This window comes from Nonomuraea sp. NPDC049709 (assembly GCF_040674815.1).
Taxonomy (GTDB): domain Bacteria; phylum Actinomycetota; class Actinomycetes; order Streptosporangiales; family Streptosporangiaceae; genus Nonomuraea.
In genome coordinates, this window is the sequence record NZ_JBFANM010000148.1 from 1 (window position 1) to 14,352 (window position 14,352).

Consider the following 14,352-nt stretch of genomic DNA (forward strand, 5'->3'; position numbering starts at 1 on the left):
GTCCCGAACCCACTACCGCAGACACTTACCGCTTAACCTGCAGAAACAGGATCACTCGAAGATCGATTCATACACCACGTCCGTGGACGTGACCGGGGGACACCGGCGCTCTACGGTTGATCGTTCCCTATACGTTCCCTAGCGATCATGGTTGGTGGACCGCAGCCGCCTGGATGCGTCTGCGGCGACTCTGGCTCTCGCAATGCGCGCGTCTACCGTCAGAAGGAACGTCACAGAGCCCTCAGGAACGGCCTCAAGCATCGTGGGATGGCAGCGCAGCAGCACTTCCGCCGCCCTCTGCGCGCTGGCGCAGGGCACGTGCTACTGGCCCGGCCCTCTGTGTGATCAACCAATCGTCGACACCGAACTGGCCAAGCTCGACGCCACCGGCTACCAGCCACTACGTTTCTTCGAACGCGTTGTGCCCCCCGTCCCTGTGATGACCTGAGCGCGGCGGTCAGAGGCACGCTCCCGCTCGTGGGCACACCGCGATGGAGCCCGGCGACTCCACGCCAACATCCCTGAAACGGTCCCGAAACCCAAAGGGGACGAAACCAGGATCATCGCTTGTCGTTTTCCGGAGTCGCCTGCACGAATGTTCGAAGTCCTGTGCACGGCCGTCCTCCTATCACGCTGGGACAAATCAGCCAATTACCGGCTATCGGGTTGCGGGACGTTTGCGGCCGCTCACGTTGGCTCGGGACTCCCCGGGCTACGGCGGGTTGCCACTCCGGGGTTCGGCGGCTTGCGATAAGAGGGCGGTTGCACAGCAGAAACTCGGCTACGCGCGGCAGGAGCGTCTTTCCAGTTCAATGCCTCGGGCTCATGCCGGCGAAGAGGGCTTGGAGGACGCGATCGACGTAATCATGGGTCATGGGCTCCTGAGTGATCAGGAGCCGGAAGTACAGAGGTCCGGACAGGATCGCCATGGCCAGGTCGAGGTCGAAGTCGGGTGAAAGCTGCCCCTGGTCTTGGGCCGTCTTGAGACGGGTAATGGTCTTGTCGGTCTGTGGGCGGATGAAGCGTTCGTTGAAGCCGGCGGCGACCGCGGGGTCGTGCTGAACCTCGGCCACCAGTGCCTGGTAGAGCGGGCCCCAGGGTGGATTGGCCAGCAGGTCCACCGCCGCGTAGATCTGCCGTCGCAGGTCGGCCAGGACGTCGCCGGTGTCGGGATAGTCGAGGACGGGCTCGTTCAGCGACAGCAGCGAGTCGAGAAACAGCAGACCCTTTGAGGGCCAGCGGCGGTAGATCGTGTGCTTGCCCGCGCCGGCGCGGGCCGCGACCGCCTCGATGCTGAGCTTGGCATAGCCGGTCTCCTGAGCCAGGGCAAGCGTGGCCTGCATGATCGCTTTGGTGCGTGTGGCGGCTCGATCGTGGTGGCTGGTGGTCACGACATCACCTTATCGGCACGGCACGTGCCGTGTTGACAGATTTATCGATAGCCGCCCAAAATGACCGCGTCCGCTCTCGGCACGGCGCGTGCCGTTCCAGTGCTTGCGACGAAGAAACCGCTCACCAAACGTTCAGGAAAGAAGGCCGTGCTCGATTTCTCCGTCCCCGCCATCGAGGTGGCGGACCTCACCCAGCGATTCGGATCCGTGCTTGCCGTCGATCGGCTCAGCCTGAGCGTTCCGCCGGGGATGTTCTATGGCATCGTCGGACCGAACGGGGCCGGCAAGACCACCACCTTGACGGCCGTGTGCGGGCTACGAGAGCCGACATCTGGGACGATCAAGGTCGCCGGCCATGATCTGCGAACCGATCGGGAGGCCGCGCTCGCCCAGCTGGGCGTCATGATGGACGGGTTGTCCCTGCCCGAGCGGCTGACCGCCACTGAGGTCTTGCGTTACAGCGCCGGGCTGCGCGGCCTGGACAACGGCTGGCAGGCACGCGCGAGTGACCTGCTGGAGATCCTCCGGCTGGACGCGGTCCCGCGCACGCTGATCGTGGAGTACTCCACCGGCATGCGCAAGAAGATCAATCTCGCGCTGGCGCTGCTGCACCGGCCCCGCGTCCTGGTGCTGGACGAACCGTTCGAAGCCATCGACCCGGTCTCGGCCCACTCCATCGAGCAGGTGCTCAAGCAGTACGTCGACGCCGGCGGCACCGTGGTCCTGTCGAGCCACATCATGGACTTCGTCGAACGCAACTGCCGCCGGGTGGCGGTGGTGGCCGGTGGACGGGTGCTGGTCGAAGGGCCGGTGGAGGAGGTGGCCGCGGGCTCGACGCTGAACGAGCGGTTCATCGAGCTGGTGGGCGCCGACCCGGTGCGTCCGCTGGAGTGGCTGCGATGACGGGCACCCTGGTCGCGCTCAAGCTGCGCCTGTTCCGTAACGGCCCGCATAACGAGCGTGCCTTCAGTCTGGTCACCGGCTTGGTCCTGGCCGCCCTGGTGATCGCGGGCTCGACGCTGGCTTCCCGCGTGATCCACGAGGGCTGGATCGCGGTGGCGCTCACTGTGTGGGGTGGCATGTGGGTGTTCGGGCCTTTGGCCCAGCCTCGCCACGATCCATCGGTCATCTCACGCGAGTGGTTACGCGGCTATCCGCTGCGGTCATGGCGGCTGGCGCGGGCGCTGTCGTGGACGGAACTGCTGGGCGTCGGCCCGCTGATCACGCTGGTGAGCCTGTCGTCCCTGGTGGTATTGGCCGCACCGGGTGGCCCCGCGGCAGTGGCGATCGCGGTCGGGGCGGTGGTGGCCCAGCTGTACCTGCTCATCTGGGCGGGCAAGACGGTGGCGGCGCTGGCAGCCTGGCTGCTGCAAACCCGGGCTGGGATGACCATGGCAGCCACACAAACCGCGATTATGCTCGCGTTGTCGTTCGCCGGATGGGTTCCGATCGCCGCGTGGCTGCTGCCGCGTCTCGGCGAGGGGGACCCCGCGCTCGTCACGCCCACCCTCGGGCACCTGCCCGCGCCGGTGATCGACGTGCTCGCCGCTCTGCCCACCGGCTGGGGTTACGGCGCGGCACTCGCCGCCCGCGACGGCGCCGGTTTGGGCGCGGCCATGCTGCCATTGGCCGCCCTGCTGGCCGCGGGCGCCCTGCTGCAGCTGGGCTGGATCGCGCTGACGGCTCGCGCCCTGCGCCGGCCATCTCGCCGAGCGGCACCGCGACGGCCGGCCATACCAGGACGTGCACTGCCGTTGCCGTTCACGACCCCGCAGGTGTCGGCGGTCGTCTCGCGTGAGCTGGCCACCTGGCTGCGCGACCCGGCACGCGGCGTGGAGCTGCGCAGCGCCTGGTTGACCCCGCTGCTGATGGCGCTCATCATCGCGCTCACCGGCTGGAGTTGGGCGTTGCCCTTGGCGGGTCCCGCGGCGGCGGTGTTCGGCGCGATGGTCGCAATCAACACCTACGCCCTGGACGGCACGGCCCTGTGGCAGCTTCTCACCACACCGGGCGCTCTCAGAGCTGACGTGCGCGGGCGGATGGCGGCCTGGGCGTTGCTGTTCGGTGTCCCGTCCATTGTGCTGGCGGCCGCGTTGTGGGCCGCGACCGGCTCGCCCTTGGGAGCAGCCGCCGTTGGCGGCGCCATCGCCGCGGCCGCGACTGCCTGCGCGGTGGCACCACTGCTCGCGCTCCTGATGCCGGCCGTGGGCACCGACGCTCGCGATCGCATCTACCCGGGCCAGCAGGCGGGCGATCCGACCGGCGGACAGATGACGATCTTCCCTGTGGTCCTGCTGGCTGCCGTCCTGCCCGGTGTCATCGGTGCGGTCTCCGGCGGCTCGGGATGGGTGACCGCCCTGTCCGCCATCCTTTTGGCCGGCGCCGTCCTGTACGCCACCCCCGTGCTCACCGTGCGCCGGCTCCATCAGCATGGCGCTGGTCTCCTGGATGCGATGGCCTCCCGCGATGCCGCCGTTGTCCGCTCATCCGCCCACAAGGCAGAGCGCTAGCGGTGTTTCACAGGCGACCACCTATGGAGCGGCGCTCGCGGCGAGGCGTGTCCAGGGCGAAGGTCGTTTCATGGGTTGGTGCGAACGGGCGGACAGATGAAACACCCAGATAGAACGATCTCGGGATGTGCGCTGACGACTACCTCCGCACGCATGCCCACGCCCGCCCGATGGTCTCCTGTGCCGCCCCTGCCGGTTCGCCCTGCCGGACCGGCACGGGCAAGGACTTCACCGTGTGGCGTCCCAGATGCGGCGCATGGCTTCGCTCTGCTGTCCGTAGATGCATTTGGCGTAGACGCGTAGAAGAACGTCCACGCTGTGACCTGCCCGGCGGCGGCCAGGGCGTAGCGGGTGAGGTCGTGCATGTGGGTCTCCTCAGAGGGCGGCATTAGTGGTTGCCGTCGCGGTGGAGGCGGCGGGCGTAGACGTAGAGCTGCCAGCCGAGGCGGGGGCGCTTGCCGGTGCCGTTGCAGGCGCGGCAGGTGCGGTTCTTGCCGCCGGGGCGGCATCGGGTGCAGCGGCCCCAGGGCGACGCGAGGCACACGATGATGTAGCTGAGAGTGACGAATGGTAGGCAGGCTGCTAGAAGGGCGATGACGCTGGCCATGAGGGCCTCCAGGGCCGTTTCCGGGGTTTCCGCAGGTCGGGCTCTAGGCGCTAGAGCCCAGGTAGAACAGGTCCGGTACGTCGCTGTGGGCGGCAGGCTGTGTCGCTGCTCGCCCACTGGTTCCGTTCCAGATCAGGTCCGGGCAGGATGGGCGGTGTGCAGGACTGGATGCTGGATTTCGCGGAGTACGTCCGGGAGCTGTTACCCGAGGAGCTCGCCGAGCCGTTCCTCGCCCTGGCCCGTCCGGCCATCCGGCTGTCGATCGCCGAGAAGGGCGCGATCACGGTCGGCCGGCTGGGCGGCCTGCCCCGGCTGCCTGAGGGGATACCGTGGCCGCGCGCCGGCGACGGTGGTCCCGCGATGCAGTTCCTCGCCGAACTGGACTGCGTGGCACTCGCGGCCTACGAGTCGGACATCGACCTGCCCGCCGGGGGCACGCTGTTGTTCTTCGCCACCTGGGACTGCACGGCCGCGCAGGTGATCCCGCTGCCTCCCGGGGCCGTACGCGTCCCCGAGCGCGAGGTGCCCGTCCGCGGGGAGGCGCGGGTGTTCCCCGAGGTGCCGCTCGCCGCAGTCACCGAGCCGAGCTGGCCAGATCTTGGCCACCCTGCTGTGCTGGACGCCTTCGGGAGTCTGGATGCGGCCAGGGAACTGGTGTGGGACCGCCTGGTGTATCCCGACGACGAGGACCTCGACGACGAGGATCCCGACATCGGGGACGGTGGCGAGACCTTCGCCTGGGAGCTTGAGCTATACGACCAACGGCGTAAGAGGCCGGGGCCGCAGCATCAGGTCGGCGGCTACTCTGACGCCCTGCAGTCGCCGGTCGAAACCGCGGCCGCGTCTGCGGCCGGGCTGAGGCCGGAGGATCCCGGCTTCGCGGCGGAGGCCTCCCAGTGGGTCAATCTTCTCCAGCTTGACGAGGACAACGGGATGATCTTCGGAGACGGAGCCATGCTGATCTTCGGCATCCGCCGGGACCGGCTCGCTGTCCGTGACTTCAGCCAGGTCTTCCCCCATGTCCAAGGGCACTGACATCTACTAGCCGGACGTTCGAGTTCCTCTCACCGACAGGGCGACCTGAACAAGTCCGCTCCGAAACCGTCCGAGCCAGGGTGTCCTGCCGCAGGTCAGAACCTGTCCCGGCCGCTAACTTCACCCGGGAAGGGACACCGGAGTCGCGTACCGCCCCGGCAGGAAGATCGCCTGGTCGCCGCACTGTAATGATCGCTCATGTATGTGCCAATAGACCATCATCACGTACACGAGGCGGTGTGCGAGCTGTGGGGTTGCACACCGCCGATCATCAGCGCGCCGGCACAGGGTTCCGCTCCGTTCCGCTGTTACTCAGAAGGTTTCCCGGTCTTGTCTTGGTAGGAGGTGAAGCGGGGGCAGCGTTGCGATCTGTGGCGCGTCACCGCCAGGGTGCGCAGGACGCAGAACTCGTTGCCCTCGGGGTCGGCCATGACCACCCAGCTTCGGTCTGGGCCTTGGCCCACATCTCTCTTGACGGCGCCGAGGCCGAGCAGCCTGGTCACCTCGTCGTCGGTGCCGGCGTCGATCGGGCTGACATCGAGGTGGAGCCGGTTTTTCACGGTCTTGCCCTCGGGCACCTGGATGAACAGCAGGGTCAGCGGCATCTGGCGGGCCCGGACCTCCTCGACGGTCGGCTCCCAGGAGCCGATCTCGACCTTGCCTTCGTTTCGGTCGATCACTTCGAAGTCCAGGACCTCGCACCAGAAGGCCGCGAGTCTGTCCGGATCGTGGCAGTCGATGGTCAGCTCGGTGAGCCTACTGGTCATGTCTCTCCCTGTGGTTCAAGGCGTTCCGAACCATGCGGAGAGTGCCTGACGCAGCGGGGGCGTGGCGCTGTCCGCGGGTTCGTCGAGGGCGGCGGCCCAGGCGACGTGGCCGTCCGGGCGGATCAGCAGGGCGTCGGCCGGACGGTCGTCGGTCTTGGCGGTGTGGATGTCGAGGAGATGCCGCCAGTCCCGGGCGGTCTGGCGGAGCTCTGGGCGGTCGGCCAGGTCGAGCAGGACGGGCCGGGCAGTGTGCATGAGCTCGGCGACGCTGGTGATGCCCTGGCCGGTGTGCAGGGTGAGGTCGGGGGCGAAGGCGCCGGCCAGCGGTTGATGGCCGGTGCCGGGCATGGGGTAGCGGATGTCGGTGCCGGCGACGAGGGCTCCCATGCGGCGCAACGGCTGCTCATCGGCGAGCAACTCCTGGAAGACCTCCCGCAGTGCTTCGGCGGCCGCGTCGTGCCCGCGCCGCAGGGCCACCTGCGCTCGGGTGTGCAGCAGGGTGCGGGCGCCGGCCAGGTGGCGTTCGGCGTGGTAGGTGTCCAGCAGGCCGGCCGGGGCCGTGCCGTGGAGGTCGACGGCCAGCTTCCAGGCCAGATTGACCGCGTCCAGCATGCCGGCGTTGAGCGCCACCCCGGTGGCCGGGAACAGGTGCGCCGCGTCACCGGCCAGCAGGATCCGGCCCTCGCGGTAGCGTTCGGCCTGGCGGGCTTTGAAGGTGAAGCGCGACAGACGGGTCGATCCGGCCAGGGGCAGGTGGGCGCCGAGCACGCGGTGGATGCTGTCCTGCAGTTCGGTGAGGGTCATCGGGACGTCGTCGTCATATTCGGTGGTCTCGTCCTCGATGGTGTAGAGGGAGACGGACTGGGTGCCGGGTGAGGAGCCGACGCCGAGCAGGCCCTGGTCGGTGCGGGTGAATCCGGCGCGGATGGTGCCGAAGCCGGGGACGTCGAGATCGCCGTTGCCGAGAACGGTGACCGTGTCGGGCAGGGTGACCTGGGCCAGTCGGTTGACCTCGGGATAGGTGGTGCCGGGGAACGGGATGCCGGCCCAGTCGCGGATGCGGCTGCGCGCGCCGTCGCACCCCACGAGGTAGCGGGCGCTGACCTGGTAGGGGCCGTTCGGGCCGCGCACGTCAACGGTGACCGCGGCGTCGTCCTGGTTCACCGCGGTCACTTCGTGTCCGCGGCGGAGGTCCACGCCGAGTTCGCCGGTGCGTTCGCCGAGCAGCCGCTCCAGCAGTTGCTGCGGCAGCGGCAGGGCGTGCATCGGGGGATCCGGCAGGTGGGTGAAGTCCAGGTGCACCCCGCCGAACGGGAACCGGGGAGCGGGCATCGGGCCGGTGCAGGCGGCTTGGAGACGTCGCAGCAAGCCTCGGTAACGCAGCAGTTCCAGGATCTGGCCGCCCAGGCCGCCGGCCTTGGGGGTGTCGCGGGGCCGCGGCTGACGTTCCAGCACCAGCGGCCGCACTCCCGCCAGGCGCAGTTCGGCGGCCAGCATGAGACCGGTCGGGCCGGCCCCCACTATGATCACGTCGGCATTCCCCGCCGGCCGCTCTTCTCGCGGGTCTTCTTCCGCGGGCTGGGTGGCATCGTGATGCTTCATCATCAATGACCTTTCGATCGTGTCGTTCGTCGCGTCGTGACGCGCGCGAACCGGGACGGAGCTTTCAGCCGGGAGCCTGGCGGCTGAGGTGTTCCCAGGCGCGGTACTCCTCGGTCCTGGCCTGGTTCATCTGGTGGACCAGGTCGAAGGACTGGCTGCCGACGATCAGCCGCAAGGGCGGGTGGGGCAGGTCCACGAGTTGCATGACGACCGGCGCCGCCGTGCTCGGGTCCGGCCCCGCTTCGTCGCCCCACATCTCGGTCAGCTTCGCTCGCAGCGGGTCATACGCCGGGTTGGGCGTGGTGGCCGTCGTGCCGGTCGTGAACAGGCCGGTGTCGTAGCCGCCCGGCTGGACGATGGTGACCTTGATGCCGAAGGGCTCGACCTCCATGGCCAGCGCCTGGCCGAGGGAGTCGATGGCCGATTTGCCGGCCGCGTACAGACCGGCCGAGGCCATCCCGCCGCCCGTGCCCATCGTCGTCACCAGGAGGATGTGGCCCGAGCCCTGGGCCCGCAGGTGGGGCAGCACGGACTGGGTGACCCAGATCTGGCCCAGGACGTTGACGTCGAAGTGGGCTCGTACCTGGGTCTCCGTGGCTTCTTCGACCATGCCGTACAGCATCGCGCCGGCGTTGTTGACGACGATGTCGAGCCTGCCGAACGCGGCCACCGCCCGGTCCACGCCCTTGTGCACCGCGGCGCGGTCGGAGACGTCGAGCGGGACGCACGCCAGGGTGTCGGGGTGGCGGGCCTGCAGGCCCGCCAGCGGTGCCACGTCGCGGGCCGCGGCCACGACGCGATCTCCTCTGCTCAGCGCAGCCTCTGCGAACGCTCTGCCCAGCCCTCTGGACGCTCCCGTGATGAACCAGACACGCATGACACTCACTCCTTGCATCAGTCTTCGATGGCCTGGTAGACGGTGGTCCAGAAGTCGTTCATCAGGTGGGCGGGGTTGGGGACGGTGTAGCCGACCTGGGTGAGCAGGATGCCGGTGACCTGGTTGACCGGGTCGGCGTAGGCGGAGGTGCCGCTGCCGCCGTCCCAGCCGAACTGGCCGATCGGGGCGTAGTCGCCGCGGTAGGTGCGCACCGCCATGCCGATGCCCCAGCCGCCCTGCTGGCCCTGGCCGAAGGAGATGTGCACGGCGTTGCGGGCCAGGGCGGTGCGGGCGGCGTTCTGCTCGGGGGTGAGCCGGTTGGTGGTCATCAGCTCCACCGCCGGCCGGGACAGGATCCGCCGGCCGTTGTGCACCCCGCCGTTGAGCAGCATCCGGAAGTAGGCGTGGTAGTCGTCGGCGGTGGAGACCAGACCGCCACCGCCGCCCTGGAACGCCGGCGGCTTGCTCCACCGGCCGCCCTCGGGCTCGTCCCAGGCCAGGAACTCGCCCGTGGCGGGGTTCGGGGCGTACAGGGTGGGCAGCCGGTCGAGCTGGTCGGGGGGCACGTGGAAGCCGGTGTCGGCCATGCCGAGGGGTTCGAAGATGCGCTCGCGCAGGAACTCCTCGAAGGTCTGGCCGCTGACCCGGGATACGAGGACGCCGACCATGTCGCTGCTGATCTGGTACTGCCACTGCTCGCCGGGCTGGTGCATCAGCGGCAGCTCCCCGAGGCGGCGCATCCACTCGTCCTGCTCGGGCACCTCGGTCGGCAGGTTCGGGGTCAGCCCCCGCTCGAAGACGGCGTTCAGGATCGGGGTGCCCAGCGCCGTCATGTCCATGCCGAGGCCGAAGGTGGAGGTGAGCACGTCCCGGACGGTGATCGGGCGGCGGGCCGGCACGGTGTCGTCCAGCGGGCCGTCGATGCACCTGAGCACCTGCCGGTCGGCCAGCTCGGGCAGCCACGGGTCGACCACGTCGTCCAGCCGCAGCCGGCATTCGTCCAGCAGCACCATCGCCGCCGCGATCGAGACCGGCTTGGAGGTGGAGGCCATCCGGAAGATCGTGTCGCGCCGCATCGGCGCGCCACCGTCGTGCCGCATCGTGCCCAGCGTCTCGACGTGGGTCTGGCCTCCCCGGCTGATCAGCGCGACCAGGCCGGGGATCTTGCCGGAGTCGACGTGCCGGGCCAGCACCTCACGCAGTCTGCGCAGACCCTGATCGGAGAAGCCGTTCCTGCCGATTGCCATGATCCTTATTTCCTTGTCGTCATGATTGGTCCGCCGGTTTCGTTCCGATCCGGCGTTCGCGCGTTCACCCTCGCGGAGGGTCCTGACATCGGGCCGTCGGCGCCCTGACGCCGCCGCTGACATGGCAGCGCCAGGTCAGCGGGCGGCCCGGCCGGGGTGAAGGCCGCTCTACGGCGAAGCCGGAACGTAGTCCTTGAGCCGCACGAGGTGCGGGCGGGCCGCCGTCGTGCGGTCGAGTCCCTCCTGCGAAGGCGTGCCCAGGAAAAACTGGTCGGCGCCTTCGCACCCCATGTGCTGGTGCTCAGCGACGAAGCCGCGCATTTCCCACTCGTAGGCGGCGAATGCCTCCGCGTGGCCGCCGCCGGCGGCCAGCTCGCCGGCCAGGATGTAGGCGCCGATCAACGCCTGGGAGGCGCCGCGACCCGAGGCCGGCGCCGCGCAGTAACCGGCGTCCCCGAGCAGCACCACCCGGCCCGAGAACCAGCGGTCCATCTCAACCTGGGCGTTCGCCTCGAAGAAGAGGTCCTCCGCTCCCCACATCTCCTCCAGCAGGCGCCGGACCAGCCGGCCGCCTTCGCCGGCGAACCGCTCGGCCACGATGCGCTTGTGCTCCCCGGCGTCGTCGCGGTCGTAGATCAGCGGCCCGGAGGCGAAGTGCAGGGCGGCACGCGCTCGGGCGCCGTCGCGGGTGCCGAGCACCGCGGCCGCCTTGCCCGGCACGCGGTGGACCCGGTTGCCGCCTTCGGCGCCGAGGTGGCCGGGTAAGCCGAAGACCGCCGTGTAGAGGCCCAGGTGCCGGACGAAGCGCTCGTGCGGCCCGAAGGCCAGCGAGCGGGTGCGCGAGTGCAGCCCGTCGGCGCCGGCCACCAGGTCGAAGCGGCGCGGCCGGCCGCGGTCGAAGGTGACCCGCACGTCGTCGGCGGTCTGCTCCAGGGTGGCGACCGAGTCGCCGAAGACGTACTCGACCTCCTGGCGGGTGGCCTGGTACAGCAGGCCGGCCAGGTCGTCCCTGAGGATCTCCAGGTCGCCCGCGCAGATCGCCACGGGCAGCGCGGCGTACCCGTCCGCCATCGCCGTATCACCCAGACGCAGGTCCAGCGCTTCGGCCTGCTCCAGCAGGGCCATCCGGTCCAGCACGTCCAGCGCCTCTCCGCGCAGGCCCGCCGCGCCCCCGCCCGCGCGCATCCGCGGGGCGCGCTCCACCACGGTCGGGGTGAACCCGTGGTGGCGCAGCCAGTACGCCAGAGCGGGCCCGGCGACGCCGGCACCGCAAACAAGGACGTCCATCCACGCGCTCCCTCGACCAAGGCGAATCGTACGAATCGAGGATCAAGTACGGTGAACACCCGGAACAACGACGAAACCCGCAAGATCACCTTCAGCGTGAGTAAACGGAGCAGGTCAGGCGTGGAACTGCGTGACATCGAGATCTTCCTGACCCTGGCCGAGGAACTGCACTTCGGCCGCACCGCCACCCGGCTGTGCCTGTCGCCCGCTCGCGTCACCCAGGCGATCCAGAAGCAGGAACGGCAGGTCGGCGCTCCGCTGTTCGAGCGCAACAACCGCACGGTTCGGCTGACACCGGTCGGGCGGCAGCTCCGGGACGACCTGCGGCCGCTCTACGCCGCGCTGAAGGACAGCGTGGAACGCGCCCAGCTCGCCGGTCAGGGCATCACCGGCACGCTGCGCGTCGGCATGCTGCCGCTCAACGCCTACGACCTGCGCCCCTACTGGGACGTCTTCCGCCTCCGCCATCCGCAGTGGAAGCTGCGCATCCACAGCGCGCAGGTGGGCCAAGCCTTTCCCGCGCTGCGACGCGGAGACATCGACGTCCTGGTGAGCTGGCTCCCCATCGACGAACCCGACCTCACCGTGGGGCCGGTCCTGTTCGCCGAGCAGCGCGTGCTGGCCGTCGCCACCGACCACCAGCTCGCCTCGCGCGCGACGGTCTCGCTGGAGATGATGTCCGACTTCCAGCACCCGCACGCCGACACCGGGCCCGGCTACTGGTACGACGTCTACGCCCCGCGCCTCACCCGGCGGGGCCGTCAGATCGAGCGCGGCCCCGTGGTGCGCGACGCGGAAGAGGCCATGACCCTCGCCAGCATGGACGGGCTGGTGGTGCTCTTCCCCGCCCACGTCACCCGCTATTGGGCACGACCGGACATCACCTACCTGCCGGTCACCGATCTGAAGCCGCTGCCGTACGCGCTGGTGTGGCGGAGCGAGGCGGAGAGCGAGCCCATCCGGGCCCTGGCCGGGATCATCCGTGACCTGGGCCCTCTCCCGTCGCTCCCTGCCCCTTGAGGGGGCGTCTGCGGAGCGGTGTGAACAGCTCGACGAGGTAGGTGCCGTGAGTAGATCTTTGGCGCCTCGATGGCGTGCCGAGGCCGGGTCGTCGGCGGGGCGCAGCTGAGTGGGGGTGGAGCAGGGCTCCGGCGGAGGTCGGGCAGGATGCGCAGGCCCTTGCCGGCAACAGCGGCGGCGCTCGCAACCAGCTCGGTTGGTCCCTGCAACTGGGCGCCGCCCGGTTCCTGAACTGCTTCCTGGACGATCAACTGCTTCCTGGACGATCCCGAGGACGTTCCCGCCGCGGTGGTCGACTACGTAGCCGAGCAGCTCGGCCTGCAGGCAGCCGACCTGAAGGGGTACGGCGAGAAGGAGGCACGCCGGGATCATCAGGAGCAGATCCGCACCGGCTACGGCTGCACCGCTTTGCAGGCGAGCAGCGGTTCGCGCCGGCCTGCCGGCTCTACAAACGGGCCTGGACCACAGGCGAGCCCCCGATCGTGCTGTTCGACCTGGCCACCCACCGACTGGTGGAGGCCAAGGTCCTGCTGCCCGGCGTCACCACTCTGGAGCGGCTGGTGGCCGGTGGAACCCACCACATCAGGACCCCGGCGACCAAGGGGCACAGCCAGCGCGTGGTCATTGACGAGCCGGGGGAGCCGACCACGATCGTCGGCCGGCTCTGCACACCGAAGGACACCATGGCGCGGCACGTGCCGGTGAGCCTGAAGACGGGCGATGTGGTGGAGTTCCTCATGGCCGGCGCCTACGCATGGAACATCTCACACCACGACTTCCCGATGCACCCGAAGGCAAGCTTCCACTACGTCGGCGGTTGAGCGGAGGTGTCCGGGGGTGCCCCTATGGGGTTGGTCAAGCCGCGGAGCGTGGGTGGTTGCTATGGGGTGTTGGTGCGGAGCATGGCGCACAGGACGTCGCAGCTGACCGCGTTACGGCGCCGGGTCCGGTCGATGGAGATCGCCGAGCCGGCGATCTCCGACCGCGACGCCGGGGTGGTCGGCTTCGACATCGCCGGCGCCGAGGCGGGCTACCCGCCCACCCGGCACCTGGACGCCTTCGAGTACCTGCAATCGCCTGATGAGCGGCACCTCGATGACCCGCGAACTCGCCCTGCCCGCCGACGCCTTCGGCTACGGCCTGCCCGACTTCCGCTAGTTCGCCATCAACGCGATGAAGTCCGCCTTCATCCCCTTCGACGAACGCCTGACCATCATCGGCAACGTCATCAAGTCCTGGTACGCCGACCAGCTGAAAGCTTGAGCGTCAGCGGCCCGGGTGTACGTACTGGTTGTATCGGGACAGGCTGATGTTGCTACGCTTAGTGCCTGCTCCGGTGTAGAGCCACACCTCCAGGTAGACGCTCGATATGCCCTTGGTGCTGGGAGGGGTGATGTTTCCGAAGTTGGTGCCGTCGTCGCCGCAGCCGTTGCTGTCCGTCCTCACGGCGCTTTTCCCGGTGGTTCCGTCGGTGTAGTGCCACCAAGCCCGGGCATGCACCGGCCTGTTGTCGCCGGGACAGAGGTCGCGCACCGTGAAGTTCCGAAGGATGACCTTCCTCCGGTTGACGAAGTCGACGGTCGTCGTGACGAGCGCGCCACCGCCGGGGATCCCGGTGTCCACGCGGACGCGGGCGGAGGACACTCCGTCTCTCGCCTGCGCCGGGCTTGCCACCAGCAGCCCGCTCAATGCTGCGATTGCCAGCGCGGCGCCCAGCATGCGTGTCTTCAACAGTCCTCCAGCAAGAGATGTTCCGGTTGGTTCGGTTGGCCTTGAGGCGTGCGCTTCAGCCCTCCCGCGTGGCCGGCGGGGGGAGAGAGAGGTGCGAGGTGTCGCCTCGTGGCGGATCGCGGCGAGAGCGGCGATCGATGGTGCGGGGCCCTGTCTGGGCGTCAGGTCTGGAAGGTGAACGTTCCGCGCAGGACGGTGTCGCGCCCGCTCCAGTAGCTCTCGTGGACGGCCCGGTAGGTGACGTTGTCGAAGGCGGGGAGCACCGCGCAGGTGGCGCC

General features: G+C 69.2%; 13 protein-coding genes and 2 pseudogenes. 7 read left to right on the forward strand and 8 right to left on the reverse strand.

The window, feature by feature from the left end:
* Positions 1-809: 809 nt before the first annotated feature.
* Positions 810-1,391, reverse strand: a complete 582-nt coding sequence (locus AB0J69_RS59630) for a TetR/AcrR family transcriptional regulator (protein WP_364137794.1) — start codon at positions 1,389-1,391, stop codon at positions 810-812.
* Positions 1,392-1,538: 147 nt separating this feature from the next.
* Here AB0J69_RS59630 and AB0J69_RS59635 point away from each other — a divergent pair, with 147 nt between their 5' ends.
* Both AB0J69_RS59635 and AB0J69_RS59640 read left to right on the forward strand, forming a co-directional pair.
* The gene (locus tag AB0J69_RS59635; protein ID WP_364137796.1) at positions 1,539-2,294 is read left to right on the forward strand and encodes an ABC transporter ATP-binding protein; all 756 of its coding nucleotides are present in this window, start codon (positions 1,539-1,541) and stop codon (positions 2,292-2,294) included.
* Positions 2,291-3,901, forward strand: a complete 1,611-nt coding sequence (locus AB0J69_RS59640; protein ID WP_364137798.1) for a hypothetical protein — start codon at positions 2,291-2,293, stop codon at positions 3,899-3,901. The genes AB0J69_RS59635 and AB0J69_RS59640 overlap by 4 nt, the downstream gene beginning before the upstream one ends.
* Positions 3,902-4,289: 388 nt before the next feature.
* Here AB0J69_RS59640 and AB0J69_RS59645 read toward each other — a convergent pair whose 3' ends face one another.
* Positions 4,290-4,445, reverse strand: a complete 156-nt coding sequence (locus AB0J69_RS59645) for a hypothetical protein (protein ID WP_364137800.1) — start codon at positions 4,443-4,445, stop codon at positions 4,290-4,292.
* A gap of 219 nt (positions 4,446-4,664) precedes the next feature.
* Here AB0J69_RS59645 and AB0J69_RS59650 point away from each other — a divergent pair, with 219 nt between their 5' ends.
* A complete protein-coding gene (locus tag AB0J69_RS59650) occupies positions 4,665-5,543 on the forward strand; it encodes a YwqG family protein (RefSeq protein WP_364137802.1) in 879 nt (292 codons plus the stop codon).
* Between the two features lie 308 nt (positions 5,544-5,851).
* On the opposite strand, the gene AB0J69_RS59655 is transcribed toward AB0J69_RS59650, so the two are convergent.
* The 5 genes from AB0J69_RS59655 to AB0J69_RS59675 all read right to left on the reverse strand — a co-directional run bounded on the left by AB0J69_RS59655 (position 5,852) and on the right by AB0J69_RS59675 (position 11,323).
* Complete coding sequence (locus tag AB0J69_RS59655; protein WP_364137803.1) at positions 5,852-6,310, reverse strand: VOC family protein; 459 nt, start codon at positions 6,308-6,310, stop codon at positions 5,852-5,854.
* 15 nt (positions 6,311-6,325) lie between these two features.
* On the reverse strand, positions 6,326-7,840 hold the full coding sequence (locus AB0J69_RS59660) for an FAD-dependent monooxygenase (protein ID WP_364137805.1): 1,515 nt from the start codon (positions 7,838-7,840) through the stop codon (positions 6,326-6,328).
* 136 nt (positions 7,841-7,976) lie between these two features.
* The gene (locus AB0J69_RS59665) at positions 7,977-8,789 is read right to left on the reverse strand and encodes an SDR family NAD(P)-dependent oxidoreductase (protein WP_364137807.1); all 813 of its coding nucleotides are present in this window, start codon (positions 8,787-8,789) and stop codon (positions 7,977-7,979) included.
* 17 nt (positions 8,790-8,806) lie between these two features.
* Positions 8,807-10,036 (reverse strand): serine hydrolase domain-containing protein, encoded by a 1,230-nt coding sequence (locus AB0J69_RS59670; protein WP_364137809.1) that lies wholly within the window; start codon positions 10,034-10,036, stop codon positions 8,807-8,809.
* 168 nt (positions 10,037-10,204) lie between these two features.
* Positions 10,205-11,323 (reverse strand): FAD-dependent monooxygenase, encoded by a 1,119-nt coding sequence (locus AB0J69_RS59675; protein ID WP_364137811.1) that lies wholly within the window; start codon positions 11,321-11,323, stop codon positions 10,205-10,207.
* A 120-nt stretch (positions 11,324-11,443) separates the two neighbouring features.
* Here AB0J69_RS59675 and AB0J69_RS59680 point away from each other — a divergent pair, with 120 nt between their 5' ends.
* The 4 genes and pseudogenes from AB0J69_RS59680 to AB0J69_RS59695 all read left to right on the forward strand — a co-directional run.
* Complete coding sequence (locus tag AB0J69_RS59680) at positions 11,444-12,343, forward strand: LysR family transcriptional regulator (protein WP_364137813.1); 900 nt, start codon at positions 11,444-11,446, stop codon at positions 12,341-12,343.
* A 288-nt stretch (positions 12,344-12,631) separates the two neighbouring features.
* A pseudogene (locus AB0J69_RS59685) lies at positions 12,632-12,849 on the forward strand (DUF4158 domain-containing protein); the annotation flags it as partial.
* Between the two features lie 54 nt (positions 12,850-12,903).
* Positions 12,904-13,164 carry a hypothetical protein gene (locus AB0J69_RS59690; RefSeq protein WP_364137817.1) on the forward strand — a complete coding sequence of 87 codons (261 nt, stop codon included), beginning with the start codon at positions 12,904-12,906 and terminating at the stop codon, positions 13,162-13,164.
* A 75-nt stretch (positions 13,165-13,239) separates the two neighbouring features.
* Positions 13,240-13,606 (forward strand): annotated as a pseudogene (locus AB0J69_RS59695) (hypothetical protein); the annotation flags it as partial.
* A gap of 3 nt (positions 13,607-13,609) precedes the next feature.
* Here the strand turns inward: AB0J69_RS59695 and AB0J69_RS59700 are convergent.
* Entirely contained in the window at positions 13,610-14,074 is a 465-nt protein-coding gene (locus tag AB0J69_RS59700; protein WP_364137815.1) for a hypothetical protein, read from the reverse strand.
* Positions 14,075-14,352 lie beyond the last annotated feature (278 nt).